12 protein-coding genes and 4 pseudogenes are annotated in these 17,625 nt (G+C 43.8%); all 16 read left to right on the plus strand.

Going from position 1 to position 17,625, the window contains the following annotated elements; translation table 11 throughout:
* Positions 1-293 precede the first annotated feature (293 nt).
* Positions 294-884: pseudogene (locus DXA93_RS20415) on the plus strand (DUF3849 domain-containing protein); the annotation flags it as partial.
* Between the two features lie 561 nt (positions 885-1,445).
* Positions 1,446-5,397, plus strand: a pseudogene (locus DXA93_RS20420) (DEAD/DEAH box helicase family protein); the annotation flags it as partial.
* The gene (locus DXA93_RS01780; RefSeq protein WP_001129922.1) at positions 5,378-5,752 is read left to right on the plus strand and encodes a TnpV protein; all 375 of its coding nucleotides are present in this window, start codon (positions 5,378-5,380) and stop codon (positions 5,750-5,752) included. The pseudogene DXA93_RS20420 and the gene DXA93_RS01780, both read left to right, overlap by 20 nt.
* Before the next feature lie 366 nt (positions 5,753-6,118).
* On the plus strand, positions 6,119-8,038 hold the full coding sequence (gene tet(O), locus DXA93_RS01785; RefSeq protein WP_000691758.1) for a tetracycline resistance ribosomal protection protein Tet(O): 1,920 nt from the start codon (positions 6,119-6,121) through the stop codon (positions 8,036-8,038).
* Between the two features lie 54 nt (positions 8,039-8,092).
* Positions 8,093-8,263, plus strand: coding sequence for a cysteine-rich KTR domain-containing protein (locus DXA93_RS01790; RefSeq protein WP_004614788.1), 171 nt, complete (start codon positions 8,093-8,095; stop codon positions 8,261-8,263).
* Between the two features lie 490 nt (positions 8,264-8,753).
* Complete coding sequence (locus tag DXA93_RS01805; protein ID WP_105116765.1) at positions 8,754-9,263, plus strand: sigma-70 family RNA polymerase sigma factor; 510 nt, start codon at positions 8,754-8,756, stop codon at positions 9,261-9,263.
* A 94-nt stretch (positions 9,264-9,357) separates the two neighbouring features.
* The gene (locus DXA93_RS01810; RefSeq protein ID WP_000323895.1) at positions 9,358-9,783 is read left to right on the plus strand and encodes a sigma-70 family RNA polymerase sigma factor; all 426 of its coding nucleotides are present in this window, start codon (positions 9,358-9,360) and stop codon (positions 9,781-9,783) included.
* An 83-nt stretch (positions 9,784-9,866) separates the two neighbouring features.
* Positions 9,867-10,341, plus strand: a pseudogene (locus tag DXA93_RS01815) (RNA polymerase sigma factor).
* Positions 10,342-10,495: 154 nt separating this feature from the next.
* Positions 10,496-11,528 (plus strand): annotated as a pseudogene (locus DXA93_RS01820) (AAA family ATPase).
* Between the two features lie 515 nt (positions 11,529-12,043).
* The gene (gene mobV / locus DXA93_RS01825) at positions 12,044-13,009 is read left to right on the plus strand and encodes a MobV family relaxase (RefSeq protein WP_001820668.1); all 966 of its coding nucleotides are present in this window, start codon (positions 12,044-12,046) and stop codon (positions 13,007-13,009) included.
* Positions 13,010-13,017: 8 nt separating this feature from the next.
* Positions 13,018-13,872 carry a ParB/RepB/Spo0J family partition protein gene (locus DXA93_RS01830; RefSeq protein ID WP_000743700.1) on the plus strand — a complete coding sequence of 285 codons (855 nt, stop codon included), beginning with the start codon at positions 13,018-13,020 and terminating at the stop codon, positions 13,870-13,872.
* Between the two features lie 45 nt (positions 13,873-13,917).
* Positions 13,918-14,148: a YdbC family protein gene (locus DXA93_RS01835; RefSeq protein WP_001206986.1), complete on the plus strand. Its 231-nt coding sequence runs from the start codon at positions 13,918-13,920 to the stop codon at positions 14,146-14,148.
* A gap of 71 nt (positions 14,149-14,219) precedes the next feature.
* Positions 14,220-14,411, plus strand: coding sequence for a hypothetical protein (locus DXA93_RS01840; protein ID WP_001820669.1), 192 nt, complete (start codon positions 14,220-14,222; stop codon positions 14,409-14,411).
* 54 nt (positions 14,412-14,465) lie between these two features.
* Positions 14,466-16,322, plus strand: coding sequence for a recombinase family protein (locus tag DXA93_RS01845; protein ID WP_001820670.1), 1,857 nt, complete (start codon positions 14,466-14,468; stop codon positions 16,320-16,322).
* A gap of 142 nt (positions 16,323-16,464) precedes the next feature.
* On the plus strand, positions 16,465-17,310 hold the full coding sequence (locus DXA93_RS01850) for a helicase (protein ID WP_118595999.1): 846 nt from the start codon (positions 16,465-16,467) through the stop codon (positions 17,308-17,310).
* A 19-nt stretch (positions 17,311-17,329) separates the two neighbouring features.
* Positions 17,330-17,593, plus strand: coding sequence for a hypothetical protein (locus DXA93_RS01855; RefSeq protein WP_117805192.1), 264 nt, complete (start codon positions 17,330-17,332; stop codon positions 17,591-17,593).
* The last annotated feature ends 32 nt before the right edge of the window (positions 17,594-17,625 follow it).

Raw genomic sequence — 17,625 nt, forward strand, 5'->3', positions numbered from 1 at the left:
TAGAAAAAATAGAAACTCTTCTTTCTACGCATGAAGGAAGAGAACAGCTGGAAAGCTTTTTGGAAGATGTCGATGCACGGATTTCCTATGGAGAATTAAAGCCGAAAACTGTGAAATCTCCAGGATATCTATTATCCGAAATCGCGGATCTTGACAGGGAGAGAATTCATTTTCCACTTCATGATACGGTAGATGTCAGACAGGAAGATTTCATCACACAGGACGAAATCGACTATGCCCTTTGCATTGGAAGTGGTTTTGCAGATGGAAAATTTCGAATCTACGAATATTTCATGGACCTGCATAACCAGAAAGAAAATGCAGACTTTCTGAAAAAAGAATATGGGATTGGTGGCCAATCCGGTGCGTTACCTGGCAATAGTAGTTCCAACAGTGAACATGATGCGAAAGGTATTCTCCTGGAGAAAGGAAGCCTTTTAAATCCATATACAAAAGTCCTTTTAAATTGGAATGTCGTAGAAGAAAGAATCTGCGAGCTGATTTATGCAGACAAATACTTTTCACCACAGGAAAAAGAAGAGTATAAGAATTATAAAAAAGAACAGGAAAAAAAGGCAAAAGAAGCCGAAATTACCCGGCTGAATAACGGAATCCGGTTAGAGTGCAAACAGGAGATCGAAAAACAGATTGCCGAAAAATACAATGGATTTTCCGTTCCACAAAATACGGTATCTGAAATTGTAGAAAAATACGGCATAGACTGTGTACAATTTGTTTTGGCCAATACCATTGTGCAGGCATGGAAGGAAGGTCGGTTTTCTCTAAGAAACAAAGAATGGGCGAGTTCCATCCTTACAGAAGGAGAATGGAGCAATACACTGATCTTAAACACCCACCCAACTATTTTGGATGGATTTACAAACCAAGTCAGAAACCTGCAGCATGAAAAACTGCAGCATGAAAAAGAACAGGTAGTACAGGAACAGCTTACACTGGATGGCCATCTCTGCATTCTGATTGACCAGTGGGAATCTGGAAACGTTAAATATCTGATCGGAAATTGTGTTGATGATCCGGACTTTTATTATGTTCAGTGTAAAAATCGAGTCTTTGAATTTGACCATAAGCCAGATAAAGTTGAAGTAGAGGACTATTATATCGACATTCTTGCTGAAGAAGACATTGATCGACATGAAGCGGAAGTTGGTGCCAAACTTGATGGGGAAGAACTGCAACGGTTATCCTGGCAGGTGGTACATGAGGCAGATGATGCGTTTGGAAATCCAACAAAATGGAGCGCAAGGCTTTTTTCGGATGTCTTTTTGTGGATCAACAAAGGAAATGCCGTATATTCCATTTATGATGCAGAAGGTTATCCGCCATTGGAAACTTTTGAATCTTTGGAAGATGCCATGGCATGGGCCGATGAACTTGCTGCAGATGGAAGAGACATTGAAAATTCTATTCCAGACGAAACGACGCCAGATACCGAAGAAAAACAAGAAGAAAGTAAAGCTGCACCGGATAAAAGTGCAGCTTCCAATTTTCAGATCAGTGATGACCATTTGGGGGAAGGATCTCCAAAAGAGAAATTCAGAAGGAATCTTGCTGCCATTGTGCTGCTTAACCGGATCGAATCGGAAAACAGATACGCTACAGCAGAAGAACAGCAGGTTCTCAGTCAATATATTGGATGGGGTGGACTGGCGGATGCCTTTGACGAAAGCAAACCAAACTGGTCTGAAGAATATCAGCAATTAAAGGCTGCATTATCGCCGGATGAATACCGTATGGCCAGGGAAAGCACTTTAAACGCACATTATACCAGTCCAGTGATTATCCGGCAAATTTACAGTGCTTTGGAACGAATGGGTTTTTCCAAAGGAAACGTTCTGGAACCGGCAATGGGAGTTGGAAACTTTTTGGGCATGATGCCGGACTCCATGAAAGAAAGCAACTTATATGGAGTTGAACTGGACAGTATTTCCGGACGGATTGCCAAACAGCTGTATCCACATGCCAACATACAGATATGTGGTTTTGAAAAAACTACATATCCAGATAACTTTTTTGATCTTGCCATTGGAAATGTTCCGTTTGGACAATACAAGGTGGTAGATAAGAAATACGATCGGAACAAATTCCTGATCCATGATTACTTCTTTGCAAAAACACTGGATAAAGTACGTCCCGGTGGTATTGTTGCCTTTATCACAAGCAAAGGAACACTGGACAAGTCCAATCCGGAAGTGCGGAAATACCTGGCACAACGGGCCGAGTTACTTGGTGCTGTCAGGCTTCCAAATAAAGCCTTTAAATCGAATGCAGGAACAGAAGTAACATCCGATATTTTGTTTTTGAAAAAACGGGATCATATGATTGTTTCTGATCCGGATTGGGTCTATCTTGGAAAAGATGGATCAGACATTACCATGAACAATTATTTTGTTGAACATCCAGAACAAATTGTTGGAAAAATGGAAATGGTATCCGGTCCTTATGGAATGGAAAGTACCTGCACAGCAGATGATTCGCAACCGTTTGAAGAACAATTACAGGAGTCTCTGCAAAATATCAATGGAGAATTTGATGCGATTGATCCGGAAGAGATTCTTACGGAGGACTTAGAAGAGCTACTTTCTGCAGATCCGAACGTCAAAAATTATAGCTTTACGGTTGTTGGAAAGGAAATTTATTACCGGGAAAATTCTGTTATGCGTCCTGTTGACGTTTCGGCCACAGCAAAAGAGCGGATCAAGGGAATGATCGGCATCCGGGATTGTACTCGTGCGTTAATTAATTTGCAGCTGAATGAGTATTCCGATGCAGACATTAAACAAAAGCAGGAAGAACTGAGTGCGTTGTATGATGGATATACAGCAAAATTCGGTATACTGAATTCGCGTGCAAACAGAATCGCATTTGATCAGGATTCCAGTTATTCTCTGATTTGCTCATTAGAAAACCTTGATGAAGAAGGAAATTTCAAGGAAAAGGCTGCTATATTCCAAAAGCGTACAATTAAGCAGGAGAAAGTTGTTACAAGCGTTGACACAGCCAGTGAAGCATTGACCGTATCTCTTTCAGAAAAGGCTGTTGTTGATCTTCCGTATATGAGTGAACTTTCCGGAAAAGATACCAAAGAAATTGTGGAAGAACTTCGCGGTGTCATATTTGAAGACCCAATCACCGGAAAATGGGAGACTGCAGATGAATATTTAAGCGGTAATGTCCGGGAAAAACTCAAAATTGCAACATCTTACGCAGAAACAAAACCTGAGTTTAGCATTAATGTGCAGGCACTTAAACAGATACAGCCCCAAAATCTCGATGCCTCAGAGATAGAGATCAGGATTGGTGCCACATGGATTGATCCGAAGTATATAGATGACTTCATGGGGGAAGTCTTTCAAACACCACATTATCTATTAGATCCTGGTACTGTAAAAACAAGTTTTTCGAATATAACAAGTACATGGAACATTGCCGGAAAAAATGCTGAAACTTCCCGCTCTTTTGCAAATACCACATTTGGAACCACAAGAGTAACTGCGTATAAGTTGCTGGAAGATACCTTAAATTTGAAAGACATAAAAATTTATGATACCTTTGATGAAAGGAGGGTACTGAATAAGGAAGAAACGACTATTGCAAGTCAAAAGCAGGAAAACATAAAAGAAGCGTTTAAAGACTGGATATTCCGTGATCCGGAACGAAGACAGAAGATTGTAGAAACGTATAACGAACTATTCAATTCTGTTCGTCCACGGGAATATGAAGGCTCTCATTTGACATTTCCTGGCATGACGCCAGATATTGAATTAAAGCCGCACCAGAAAAATGCAATAGCCCATATTTTATACGGCAACAATACATTACTTGCCCAGTGTGTTGGTGCTGGAAAGACATTTGAAATGATTGCTGCAGCGATGGAGAGCAAAAGACTCGGTTTATGCCAGAAATCATTATTTGTTGTCCCAAATCACCTCGTAGAACAATGGGCTTCTGATTTCCTACGGTTATATCCGGGGGCAAACATCCTTGCGGCCCGGAAAAAAGATTTTGAACCGGCAAACCGGCAAAAATTCTGTTCCAGAATTGCTACCGGAGATTATGATGCAGTTATTATCGGACATAGCCAGTTTGAAAAAATACCTCTTTCCGATGAACGACAAAAAAAATACAATCATACAGCAGATTGATGAGATCGAAAAAGGACTTCGTGAAATAAAAGCAGAGAATGACGAACGTTTTACCATTAAACAGATGGAAAAGACCAAAAAGAGTCTGGAAACGCGTCTTGCCAAGCTTTATGACCAAACCAGAAAAGATCAAGTTGTAAATTTTGAAGAACTCGGTATAGACAGGCTGTTTGTGGATGAAAGCCATAACTATAAGAATCTGTTTTTGTATACCAAAATGCGCAATGTGGCAGGTATCCCGCAGACAGAAGCCCAGAAGTCCTCAGACATGTTTGCAAAATGCCAATATATGGATGAACTAACCGGCGGCAAAGGTATCACCTTTGCTACCGGAACGCCGATTTCCAACAGTATGACAGAGCTGTATACAAATATGCGTTATCTGCAGTACGGCACACTGAAAAGATTGGGAATGACACAATTTGATTCCTGGGCAGCATCATTTGGTGAAACACAAACAGCGATTGAGTTAGCTCCAGAGGGGGTTGGTTACCGTACAAAAAGAAGGTTTTCTCGCTTTTTCAATCTTCCTGAGCTAATTTCAGTATTCAAAGAAGCGGCCGACATTAAAACTGCAGATATGCTGAATCTTCCTGTTCCGGAGGCTCAATACGAAAATGTAGTTCTGAAACCAAGCGAATACCAGAAAGAAATGGTTGCATCGCTTGCTAATCGCGCTGAAGCAGTCAGAAACCAGCTTGTGTCACCTTATCAAGACAACATGTTGAGGATAACAAACGACGGCCGGAAACTTGCTCTCGATCAGCGTCTGATAAACGAAATGCTACCTGCGAATGAAAATTCAAAAGTTGCAGTGTGTGCCGAAAAATCTTATCATATCTGGGAAGAAACCACTTCAGAAAGATCTACACAGCTTATTTTTTGTGATTTATCTACGCCAAGGAAAAATAGGGATGAATCTTTTAGCGTATATGATGAGTTAAAGTCTCTCCTTATGAAAAAGGGTGTGCCGGAAGATGAGATTGCATTTATTCATGACGCCAATACAGATCAGAAAAAAGCTGAATTATTTGCTAAAGTCCGTAGCGGACAGGTTCGTTTTCTGATCGGATCTACTTCTAAAATGGGTGCTGGAACAAACGTGCAGGATCGTTTGATTGCGTTGCACCATCTTGATGTACCGTGGCGTCCATCCGATGTAGGACGGATTTTGCGGACATTCAAAATAAAAAAGAATGTGGAGGTAACAGACAATGGCAAAATCATTATTTGAGGAACTGGGCGGCAAATACGAAAGGCAAGGGGATTATTTGATACCGTGCTTAACTGTACCCGCCGAAGAAGAACAGGCAATAGGCATCTGGGGGCAACGGCATTTAGATTATCTAAAACAGTACCGTAAAGTTACATACACCAATCTTCTTACAAGCGGCAGGCTAAACGCCTACCTTGCCGACATCAACAGACAGGCACAGGAACGCTTTGAAAGGCTCATAGAGGGTATGAAACAGGCACAGGGCATAACGGAACAGCTAAAGGCAGAAAACGCCTTAGAATGGACAGGATGCCTCAATAACATAAGGGCTTGTGCGAGGGAGATTGTGGAAAAGGAAATTATTTTTGCATAAACAGATGATTAGTGGCAGGGGGAAATCCTGCCGCTTTTTCTGCTTTAGTTTGTCAGCTTGACAAATAAAGGGTTAAGGAATATAATTAGATTCAGTATTATACAAGGAGTTAATAAATATGCGGCAAGGTATTCTTAAATAAACTGTCAATTTGATAGTGGGAACAAAAAGTAGCAGTCCCGTTTCACTTTTAATATGGGGCTTAGTTTTTTGTACCCAGTTTAAGAATACTTTTATCATGTAATTTTATATGCCCGAAAACATATAAGTGTTTTGGGGCTATTGGAGTTATTTACCCAGTGATAGGAGTATTTATCACTGGGTATTTTTATGCCCTTTTTTGGGTGTTGATAGGAGGAAAATCACATGAAAATAATTAACTTAGGCATTCTGGCTCACGTTGACGCAGGAAAGACAACATTAACGGAAAGTTTATTGTATACCAGTGGTGCAATTGCAGAACTAGGGAGCGTAGATGAAGGCACAACAAGGACAGATACAATGAATTTGGAGCGTCAAAGGGGAATCACTATCCAGACAGCAGTGACATCTTTTCAGTGGGAGGATGTAAAAGTCAACATTATAGATACGCCAGGCCATATGGATTTTTTGGCGGAAGTATACCGTTCTTTATCCGTATTAGACGGAGCAGTATTATTAGTTTCTGCAAAGGATGGCATACAGGCACAGACCCGTATACTGTTTCATGCACTACAGATAATGAAGATTCCGACAATTTTTTTCATCAATAAAATTGACCAAGAGGGGATTGATTTGCCAATGGTATATCGGGAAATGAAAGCAAAGCTTTCTTCGGAAATTATAGTGAAGCAAAAGGTTGGGCAGCATCCCCATATAAATGTAACGGACAATGACGATATGGAACAGTGGGATGCGGTAATTATGGGAAACGATGAACTATTAGAGAAATATATGTCAGGGAAACCGTTTAAAATGTCAGAACTGGAACAGGAAGAAAACAGGAGATTCCAAAACGGAACGTTATTTCCCGTTTATCACGGAAGCGCTAAAAACAATCTGGGGATTCGGCAGCTTATAGAAGTAATTGCCAGTAAATTTTATTCATCAACGCCTGAAGGTCAATCTGAACTATGCGGGCAGGTTTTTAAGATTGAATATTCAGAGAAAAGGCGGCGTTTTGTTTATGTGCGTATATATAGCGGAACATTGCATTTGAGGGATGTTATTAGAATATCTGAAAAAGAGAAAATAAAAATCACAGAGATGTGTGTTCCGACAAACGGTGAATTATATTCATCCGATACAGCCTGCTCTGGTGATATTGTAATTTTACCAAATGATGTTTTGCAGCTAAACAGTATTTTGGGGAACGAAATACTGTTGCCGCAGAGAAAATTTATTGAAAATCCTCTCCCTATGCTCCAAACAACGATTGCAGTAAAGAAATCTGAACAGCGGGAAATATTGCTTGGGGCACTTACAGAAATTTCAGATGGCGACCCTCTTTTAAAATATTATGTGGATACTACAACGCATGAGATTATACTTTCTTTTTTGGGGAATGTGCAGATGGAAGTCATTTGTGCCATCCTTGAGGAAAAATATCATGTGGAGGCAGAAATAAAAGAGCCTACTGTTATATATATGGAAAGACCGCTTAGAAAAGCAGAATATACCATCCACATAGAAGTCCCGCCAAATCCTTTCTGGGCTTCTGTCGGGTTGTCCATAGAGCCGCTCCCTATTGGAAGCGGAGTGCAGTATGAAAGCAGAGTTTCACTTGGATATTTAAATCAATCGTTCCAAAATGCGGTTATGGAGGGGGTTCTTTATGGCTGCGAGCAGGGGCTGTATGGATGGAAAGTGACAGACTGTAAAATCTGTTTTGAATATGGATTGTATTATAGTCCTGTAAGTACCCCCGCAGACTTTCGGCTGCTTTCCCCTATCGTATTGGAGCAGGCTTTAAAAAAAGCAGGGACAGAACTATTAGAGCCATATCTCCACTTTGAAATTTATGCACCGCAGGAATATCTCTCACGGGCGTATCATGATGCTCCAAGGTATTGTGCAGATATTGTAAGTACTCAGATAAAGAATGACGAGGTCATTCTGAAAGGAGAAATCCCTGCTAGATGTATTCAAGAATACAGGAACGATTTAACTTATTTCACAAATGGGCAGGGAGTCTGCTTGACAGAGTTAAAAGGATACCAGCCAGCTATTGGTAAATTTATTTGCCAACCCCGCCGCCCGAATAGCCGTATAGATAAGGTTCGGCATATGTTCCACAAGTTAGCTTAACAGCTTGCAAAAGTCATATAAAATGAGATTTGAAAGGATTAGAGACTAATTATGATGAAATGCGAATGGATATTGTGTCCTGTTTGTGGGAGCAAAACCCGTAATAAAATTAGGAAGGACACTGTTTTGGAGAATTATCCCCTTTATTGTCCAAAATGCAGACAAGAAAGATTGATTAAAGTTGACAACTTGAAGATAACTGTCATCAAAGAGCCAGACGCTTAAGACGCAGAGCCGATGAAATTGTGGAACAATTCACGAATCATCGGCTCTTTTTGTTTCGTATTTGAAAGAACAAACTCACCAAATAAAAAAAACGATATTCGGGTGGGTTATTTTGTTATACCCTAAATTACCCTCTGAATTTGTTTTTAAATTTGGAGGGATTTTTTTATGTCCTTTTTTCGGGCAGTTATCTATCTGCTCATACGAAGCAAAATTTATCAATACATAGCATATCAGAGAACGGCAGGAAACCAGTTAAAAAAATTTCTGCCAGTGCAACGGTACTTCTCACCTTGAAAGTAGAAGTACAATCTCCATACAATAGAATTACTATTTCCTATAACCGTAAAGGTCACAGAGCCTTTGCGGTTTTTCTTTTGTCGATTTTTGTTGGAAAGTGCCGTAGGGCTGTTTCTGATATGCGGTGTCGTTCTCCGCCTCTCCATCTGGATTTTTTACATTTCAAAAATTCAGATGGGAGGTATTTATGGTGAAATATGCACCAAGAAAGGTATATATCAGAGAAAGTGGCGGCTATGTGGAATTATCCTACACGGAGTTCTGCCGTTGCAGGGAATCCGACCAGACCTATATGGACAAGCTGTTTATCCCCATTCAAGGCTGTCTGCTTGAAGTCGTGAGGGAGCAATACACAGACTTCTACCGTGACAAGGAACGGTGGCGTTATCTGCAAAAATTAGATACAAAGAATAGACTGCTATCTCTCGACGGATTTACGGACAGCGAGGGGAATCCTCTGGACTTTATCACTGATGAAGCGGTGGACATTGCAGAAACCGTTGTCAATGCGGTCATGGTGGACAGGCTGAAAGCCGCCCTGCCTTTGCTGTCGGATAGTGAACAGGAGCTGATACAGGCAATCTTTTTTGACGGACTTTCCGAGCGTGAAGTCGGGGCGAGGTTGGGCATAACCCAGAGCGTTGTAAACAAACGCAAAGCCAGAATCCTAATAAAACTAAGAAAGATAATAGAAAATTAAAATTTAAGGCGTTCAGCCCCCTTGTTTTTTCCTTTGGGAAGATGAGGGGGCTTTTCTCTGCCCTCTCAATCAATTCTGATTGGAGGAAGTAAGAATGGCATACAACCACGGACGGGAGGACAGGAAATGGCGTATCTGGAAAGAAGCGGAGGAAAAGCTGCTGCGTGAGTGCGGCGTTGATGAAGCGACCATTGAGCAGATACGCATGGCGGACAGGGCAGACTTCAATTCCAACAGGCGGTTTTACCGATGGACGAATGACGTTGCGGAATATCTTGAGGACATGGCAGGCAGGGAGCGGCAGGCGGAAGTGGGTACGGTTGCGGAGTTACTGGAAGAGATTGAGAGCGAAAATCTCTATCAAGTATTAGTCACGGTGGACGGGCGTACCTTGAAAATCGTCCTGCTGAAAATGCAGGGGTATTCCACAAAGGAGATTGCCCCGCTTGTGCATTTGACGACTGGTGCCATCTATGCGAGGTTAGACCATCTGCGGAAGAAGCTGCGGAAAATTTTATAGCTTCTAAAACAGCCTGCCATCCTGCGGGCTACTGGGTGAGGGATGGAAATCCCCTCACTCATTTTTTGCAGGAGGACAACAGGATGGCATACAGGGTTAAGGCATACACGCTTCGGGAGGAATCCACGGAAAGCGGCACAAGGTATTTTATCAGCTTTAAGGACGGGCAGGGCAAATCCCACGAGTTGGAAGTGTCGGAACAGTTCTTTATGGAGTTTCGGCAGATGGAGCGCAGGAACAGGAATCTTTTCTAATGGGACGAGCGGCACAGGGAGTTTAACGAGGTATGGGACGAAACCCTTTACAGACGGGCGTTGCGTGTGCCTAAGAGCCTTGATGAACGCATGGTTGAGGAAGAACGGAATGAAACGCTCTATAAGGCGGTTGGGAGCCTTCCAGAGATACAAAGGCGGCGTTTCCTGCTCTACTACGAGTATGAGTTCAATTTTTACCAAATCGCCGCTATGGAGCATTGCACCGCTTCGGCAATACAGAAATCTGTTGCGATTGCAAAGGAGAAAGTAAAGGCGGAAATTGAAGAAATATCTCCAACCGTGACCGACACCGCCCGAAAAAGAAATCTGTTTTTTATTTGTGTGGGATTGGCGGCATTACATACTCTCACTTTTTTCCGTGGGAGTAAATCTATTTTTAAGGAGGTCAACGCCTATGTGCAACGAAAACAAAGACACCGCCCGAAAGGAGGAAAGCCATGCAGAAGTTACAGACAGTCAACGCCGAAACGCTCCTTTATGAACCGCTTGAGAAACCATCCTTTGTGGTGGACAGCCTTATCCCGACAGGCTTATCGCTGTTCTGCGGCTCACAGAAGATAGGCAAAAGCTGGCTCATGCTGAAGCTATGCTTATGCGTGTCGCAGGGAATCCCTTTATGGGATATGCCGACAATGGAGGGCGATGTGCTTTACCTCTGCCTTGAGGACACGTTCTGCCGCATACAGGACAGGTTATTTCGTTTGACGGACGAAGCAAGCGGGCGGCTCCACTTTGCCGTGGCAAGCTGCAAGCTGTCAGACGGTCTTATCGTGCAGCTTGAAGATTATCTGAAAGATTACCCAGACAGCAGGCTCATTGTCATTGATACCTTGCAGAAAGTCCGTACAGCTTCAAAAGACAATGCCTATGCAAGCGACTATGGGGACATCTCCCTCATCAAAGACTTTGCCGACAGGCACTCTCTGGCGGTCATTGTCGTACACCACATCCGAAAGCAGAATGACAGCGACGTGTTCAACAAGGTGTCTGGGACGACAGGATTAACGGGGAGTGCGGACGCTACCTTTGTTCTGGAAAAGGAGAAACGTGCGTCTGACACCGCCAAGCTGTATGTGACGGGCAGGGACACGCCTTATCAGGAATACACGCTGCGTTTCCGTGATTGCCGTTGGGAGCTTGTGGAGCGGAAAACGCAGGAGCAGCTTGCGAAAGAAACGATACCAGATGTCCTTTTTCGGTTGGTGGATTTTATGAGGGATAAGGAAGAATGGATAGGCACGGCAACGGAACTGTTAGCCGCTATGGGGGAAACGGAAACCATACCCACGGTGATTACGAAATGGCTGAATGAATACCGCACCACATTTTTAAGCGAGAACCGTATCTGCTACCAGTACAGCCGCAGGAAAGACGGCAGGCGGATTGCCCTTGCAAGGAGGGCGGGTGACAGCGGTGATGGTGGTGACAGCGATATTAGGATACCCCCCTGTTACTGTCATTGACGCTTAAAGCCATGTAAAGCTGGCGGCTCTGCTGCGGGTGACAGCAGTGACGGTGGTGACAGTGATTTTAGGATACCCTGCCGCTGTCATCCCTACGGGAGAACACCCCGTAAACGCAAAATGCAGGCGTGAGATTTACTCGCCCTTTTCGGTCGTGTAAAACCACCCCTGCGGTCAGAAAAATCATTCCGATTTTTCCGACTGCGTTTACAGGGTGTAACACACTACACTTTGCCCTGCAAAGTCGTGTGCCAGACGTTCCCTCTGGACTCCCTTAAGGCAGGGCTGTGCCCTGCTATCCTACGCCTTACGGCTTCGGATAAAAGAATGGCGGCATGACGGTGACGGCTCTTGCGAGGGGGGTATCCCAAAAACACCGTCATCATCGACATGACCGTCATGCAGGGGGTGAGGGTGACAGTTGCGGCAGTCGGCAGGGGGTATCCCAAAACTGCTGTCACCACCGTCACCGCTGTCACCCCAAAGGACGGTCACCCGCCGAAAGAAAGGAGGAATCCGCCTATGCCTTATGCAATCCTGCGTTTCCAGAAACGAAAAGCGGGCGGCGTTGCGGCTTGTGAACGCCACAACGAGCGGAAGAAAGAAGCCTACAAAAGCAACCCAGATATAGATATGGAACGCTCTAAAAACAATTACCATCTCATAGCACCACCAAAGTACACCTACAAGAAAGAGATTAACCGCATGGTAGCCGAAGCGGGGTGCAGGACAAGGAAAGACAGCGTGATGATGGTGGAAACGCTCATCACAGCTTCACCAGAATTTATGAACCAGTTACCGCCCGAAGAACAAAAAGCGTATTTCCAGACGGCTCTTGACTTCATTTCGGAGCGTGTTGGAAAGCAGAATATCCTCTCCGCTGTCGTCCATATGGACGAGAGAACGCCCCATATGCACCTCTGCTTTGTGCCGATTACGCCAGACAATAAGCTGTCAGCGAAAGCTATCTTAGGCAACCAGAAATCATTATCCGAGTGGCAGACCGCCTACCATGAGCGGATGTCCTCACGGTGGAATCAGCTTGAACGGGGGCAGTCCTCAATGGAAACCAAGCGGAAACACGTCCCCACATGGCTCTATAAATTAGGCGGCAGGCTTGATAAACAGTATGAAGAAATCGTGTCTGCCCTATCCGACATCAACGCCTTTAACGCAGGGAAGAAAAGGGATAAAGCGTTAGATTTACTCTCTGCATGGCTGCCAGACGTGGAGAAATTCTCTAAGGAAATCGGGAAACAGCAGGCGTATATCGACAGTTTGAAAGAGAGAATTGGGCAGGAATCAGACTATGCGGGGCGTATGCGTGATGAAAAGTACGAGCAGGAACTAAAGGTGCAGAAAGCGAATCAGAAGATATTTGAATTGCAGAGAACCAACGAGCAGATGGGGCGGCTGCTGTCAAAAATACCGCCCGAAGTGTTGGAAGAATTGCAGAAAAATCATAGAAGCAGAGCGAAAGAAAGGTAGATATGTGAATGAAGAAACAGGATTTTAAGGTGTTAAAGACCAAAGACTTGTACCCGTTCCCCGACAATCCGTTTCATGTGGCAGAAGATGAAACACTGTCAGAGTTAGCGGAAAGCATCAAGGAATTTGGCATTGTCACGCCGATAATCACACGCCCGAAAGAGGACGGGGACGGTTATGAAGTGATTGCAGGACAGCGGCGTGTCCGTGCTTCTGAACTTGCAGGGATAAATACCGTGCCTGCGTTTGTCCTGCCCTTAGACCGTGACCGAGCCATCATCACCCTTGTAGACAGCAATTTGCAGCGTGAGAATATCCTGCCATCGGAGCGGGCGTTTGCTTACAAGATGAAATCCGAAGCCATGAAGCGGCAGGGTTTCCGCACAGACTTAACCTCGTCACAAGTTGTGACGAAGTTGCGGACGGACGACAAGGTGGCACAGGGCTTCGGCGTGGGCAGGATGACCGTGCAGCGTTTTATCCGCCTGACGGAACTGATACCGCCGATTTTGCAGATGGTGGACGAGGGGAAAATCGCCCTCACGCCTGCGGTGGAACTGTCCTTCTTGAAGAAAGACGAGCAGGAAAACCTCTTTGCCACGATGGAGAGCGAAGAAGCAACGCCCTCACTCTCACAGGCACAGCGGATGAAACAGTTAAGCCAGAGCGGGCGGCTTGACATGGATACGATATTTGCGATTATGACGGAGGAAAAGGGCAACCAGAAAGAAACCTTGAAAATCAACACAAGCAAGCTGAAAAAATACTTTCCGAAGAACACAACGCCGAAGCAGATGGAGGAAACCATCATCAAACTTTTGGAGCGTGAGTTGCAGAGGAAACGCAACCGTGACAGCCGCTAATCTTCTTTTTTCGGGAAGTAAATACAGAGAGTTGAGGTATGGAGAATGAGAGAAATCCAGTATGAAATCGTAAAGGAAATCGCAGTATTGTCTACGGGCGACAGTGGCTACACAAAGGAAATCAATCTCATTTCATGGAATGGGAAAGAGCCGAAGTATGACATCCGCAGCTTTTCCCCGAACCGTGAAAAGTGCGGCAAGGGAATCACGCTGAACGCTGATGAAGCGGCGGCACTCCTTAAAGCATTACAGAAAGAATTAAACAGCGAGGATTAATGGTATCTGATTGGCAGGGCGGGGACATTTCCAAACTCTTCCCTGCCCTGTCTGGAAAGGAAGATTTAAGTATGGGCGAGGATAAGAAAGCAGATAAAAAGAGAAAGCGTATCGTGCCAAAAGCACCAGTGCAGATGATAATCAGCCGTGAATATGTCGGCACACAGACCGTTACAGAAGCGTTTGTCCCGATTATCTCCGAGGATATTCGGAAGAAGATTGCCGAGGGCGACACCTTCGACAATGAGGGGCTGTCCGCTTAGAATGTACGCAATGGGACATGAAAACAGATAGGACAGATACGGAGGTTTTACAGTATGGCAGGAATCAAAGAAGAAAAGAAAATCTATTTAGTCGGCATTTATTGCCGCTTATCTAAAGACGATGGTACGGATAACGAGAGTGCGAGCATTGCGACACAGAAATCCATCCTCACGGATTATGTGAAAAAGCAGGGATGGCACATAGCAAAAACGTATGTGGACGATGGTTATTCTGGTACAAATTTCCAAAGACCAAGTTTCCAGAATATGATAAAAGACATTGAAAGCGGTCTGATAAACTGCGTGATTACGAAAGATTTATCCCGTCTGGGGAGAAACTATCTTGATTGTGGGTTATATCTGGAAGTTTTCTTCCCAGAGCATAACGTGAGGTATATAGCGGTCAATGACGGCGTAGATACCTTGAATAAATCTGCTATGGACATCACGCCTTTCCGCAACATTTTAAACGAAATGTATGCCGCTGACATATCTGTTAAGATAAAATCGGCATATCGGGCGAGGTTTCAACAGGGGAAATTCATGGGAACTACCGCCCCTTATGGCTATATCAAAGACCCTGCCGACCACAACCATCTGCTGATAGATGATAAAGTGGCACATGTTGTAAAAGAGATATTCGACCTTGCATTAAAAGGGAATGGAGTTGCCAAAATTTGCAGACATCTTAATAAACAGCATATCCTACGCCCTGCCGCTTATGCGGCGGAGCGTGGCGAAACAGGCTTTGAACGTCATTTTGAGGGGAACGAGGACAAACGCTATATTTGGAGTGGGAACAGCGTGAGGAGCATTTTAAGAAGCCCGATATATGCGGGAAATCTTGTAGGCTACAAACGGATTGCCGCCAATATGAAAAGCAAGAAACGCCCCTCTAAGCTGCCCGAAGAATGGGAAGTGATACCCAATACCCATGAGGGAATAGTCACGCAGGAGGAATTTGATATTGTCCAACAGCTTATTACAAGTCGTAGGCTTCCACAGAACAAGGGAGGATTTGTAAATATTTTTGCAGGCGTTATCAAGTGTGTGGACTGCGGATGTGCTCTGCGGGCAATGAACGTACACAGGAGGAAACGCCCAGAGATTATCGACTGTGTACAGTATTCATGTAATAATTATGCAAGAAACGGAAGAAGCGAGTGTAGTGCCCACAATATAGAAGCAAGGGATTTATTCAATGCCGTTCTTGCCGACATCAACTGTTTTGCGGATATGGCAGTGAATGATGAAAAGGCGGTCAGGGCCATAGAAAAGCGGCTCACGGAAACAGACCAGAGCAGGGCGAAAGCATTAGAGAAAGAACGTAAGAAGCTGAACAAACGCCTTGCGGAACTGGACAGGCTGTTTTCCTCTCTCTACGAGGATAAGGTCATGGAGCGTATTACCGAGCGGAATTTTGAGATGATGTCGGGGAAATACCAGAAAGAGCAGCTTGAAATTGAAGCAAGGCTGAAAGAGGTGACGGAAACTCTTAATGAAAGCTACGAGAAATCACGGGGAATCCGTGACTTCCTCGCCCTTATCCGAAATTATCAAGGCTTAAAAGAACTGGATGCAACAGTTATAAACGCACTCATAGACAAGATACTTGTTTCGGAGCGTGAGAAGATGGCAGACGGAACAGTGAAGCAGGAAATCAAGATTTACTATAAATTCATCGGCTTTGTCGATGAATTACATATCATACCTACAAAACGGTGGGCAGCAATGCCCGCTAAAAATTGTACGGTGTGCGGCGTTGAATATGTCCCGGGCTCTGGTGCATCAAGGTATTGTCCTGCTTGTGCCAAGAAGATACGGAGGGAGAAATCAAACGAGAGCAAACGCAGGAGCAGAGAACAGAAAAGGATAGCATGTATGAACTGTCCGCAAAAAATGACCGACTGACATTGAACAGCAGGAAGGACGTATTTTAAGGCAGGGAAACCGGAACCGCAAGGTAAAAATATTCCGTTATGTTACAGAAGGAACATTTGATGCTTATTCCTGGCAGCTGATCGAAAACAAGCAAAAATTCATCAGCCAGATCATGACAAGCAAATCGCCGGTCCGTAGCTGTGAAGATGTAGACGAATCCGCTCTATCCTATGCGGAAGTAAAGGCTCTTGCAACCGGAAATCCATATATCAAAGAAAAAATGGATCTTGACATTCAGGTATCACGTTTAAGACTGTTAAAAGCAAACTATACAAGTCAAAAATACCGGATGGAAGATAATATTGTTCAGCATTATCCACGCCAAATCGTTATGGTGAAAGAACTAATCGAAAAACTTGAACAGGATATAGCTCTCTATGAACAAAATGCTGCCACAAGCAAAGATAAGTTCCATATGCAGGTTGGATCAGGTGTGTATGACACAAGAAAGGATGCAGGAAACGCTATCATAAAATTTTTTCAAACTGATGCGGATGGAACTGCCAAAATCGGAACATATCTCGGATTTTCAATGAATATAGCATTCGATTCCTTTAATAGAAAATTCGTTTTGAGACTTAAGGGAGCTATGAACCACCCTGTTGAGATTGGTCCTGATCCAGTTGGAAATATTATTCGATTGAACAATGTTTTGAAAACCATGCCGGATAAGCTTGCCGAAGCCAAAGACAGACTTGAAACCTTAACTAATCAATTAGAATCAGCGAAAATAGAAGTAACGAAACCATTCCAACAGGAAGAAGAACTCGCTGAAAAGCTAAAGCGACTGGCAGAACTGAATGCGCTCCTGAACATGGATGAGAAAGGAACAGATGCTCTTATACTGGAAGATGATGAACAACCTGCAATAGTAAACTCCGACATGGCAGTTACGCCAATCACATCCGTGAAAACAAAACCAATGCTAAAGAAAAAAGTGGTTGGACTATGCTTATAAGAAAATGGGGAGGATTTCAATGGAAATAACAGAAATAGAATGCAAAATCCTACGGATAAAAGCCGGAGCTATTTTAATTCTTGGGATGCAGCTAGGAAGTGAGCTGCAGCTTGATACGGAAGAAAAACGAGAGGATGTTCTGATGCAACTGGTGGCTATGCAGCGGCTTGTCGAAAAAGCCGAATATTCCCCAGATCTTGCATTTGAATATTTCGGTTATTCGGAACAAAAACGGCAGCTTTACAAGAAGGTTGTTGACTACATGATTGATGTTTCGAAATAAAAAAGGTGTTAAAAAGAAAAAAAGGTCGCTAA

This window comes from Blautia sp. OF09-25XD, from assembly GCF_003482095.1.
Lineage (GTDB): Bacteria > Bacillota > Clostridia > Lachnospirales > Lachnospiraceae > Fusicatenibacter > Fusicatenibacter saccharivorans.

What these genes read in the sequence shown, in the direction of transcription:
- DXA93_RS01780 (WP_001129922.1), top strand. Translation starts at nt 5,378, where the DNA reads ATGGCAAAATCATTATTTGAGGAACTGGGCGGCAAATACGAAAGGCAA.
- DXA93_RS01790 (WP_004614788.1), top strand. Translation starts at nt 8,093, where the DNA reads ATGAAATGCGAATGGATATTGTGTCCTGTTTGTGGGAGCAAAACCCGT.
- DXA93_RS01810 (WP_000323895.1), top strand. Translation starts at nt 9,358, where the DNA reads ATGGCATACAACCACGGACGGGAGGACAGGAAATGGCGTATCTGGAAA.
- mobV (WP_001820668.1), top strand. Translation starts at nt 12,044, where the DNA reads ATGCCTTATGCAATCCTGCGTTTCCAGAAACGAAAAGCGGGCGGCGTT.
- DXA93_RS01830 (WP_000743700.1), top strand. Translation starts at nt 13,018, where the DNA reads ATGAAGAAACAGGATTTTAAGGTGTTAAAGACCAAAGACTTGTACCCG.
- DXA93_RS01835 (WP_001206986.1), top strand. Translation starts at nt 13,918, where the DNA reads ATGAGAGAAATCCAGTATGAAATCGTAAAGGAAATCGCAGTATTGTCT.
- DXA93_RS01840 (WP_001820669.1), top strand. Translation starts at nt 14,220, where the DNA reads ATGGGCGAGGATAAGAAAGCAGATAAAAAGAGAAAGCGTATCGTGCCA.
- DXA93_RS01845 (WP_001820670.1), top strand. Translation starts at nt 14,466, where the DNA reads ATGGCAGGAATCAAAGAAGAAAAGAAAATCTATTTAGTCGGCATTTAT.
- DXA93_RS01850 (WP_118595999.1), top strand. Translation starts at nt 16,465, where the DNA reads ATGACAAGCAAATCGCCGGTCCGTAGCTGTGAAGATGTAGACGAATCC.
- DXA93_RS01855 (WP_117805192.1), top strand. Translation starts at nt 17,330, where the DNA reads ATGGAAATAACAGAAATAGAATGCAAAATCCTACGGATAAAAGCCGGA.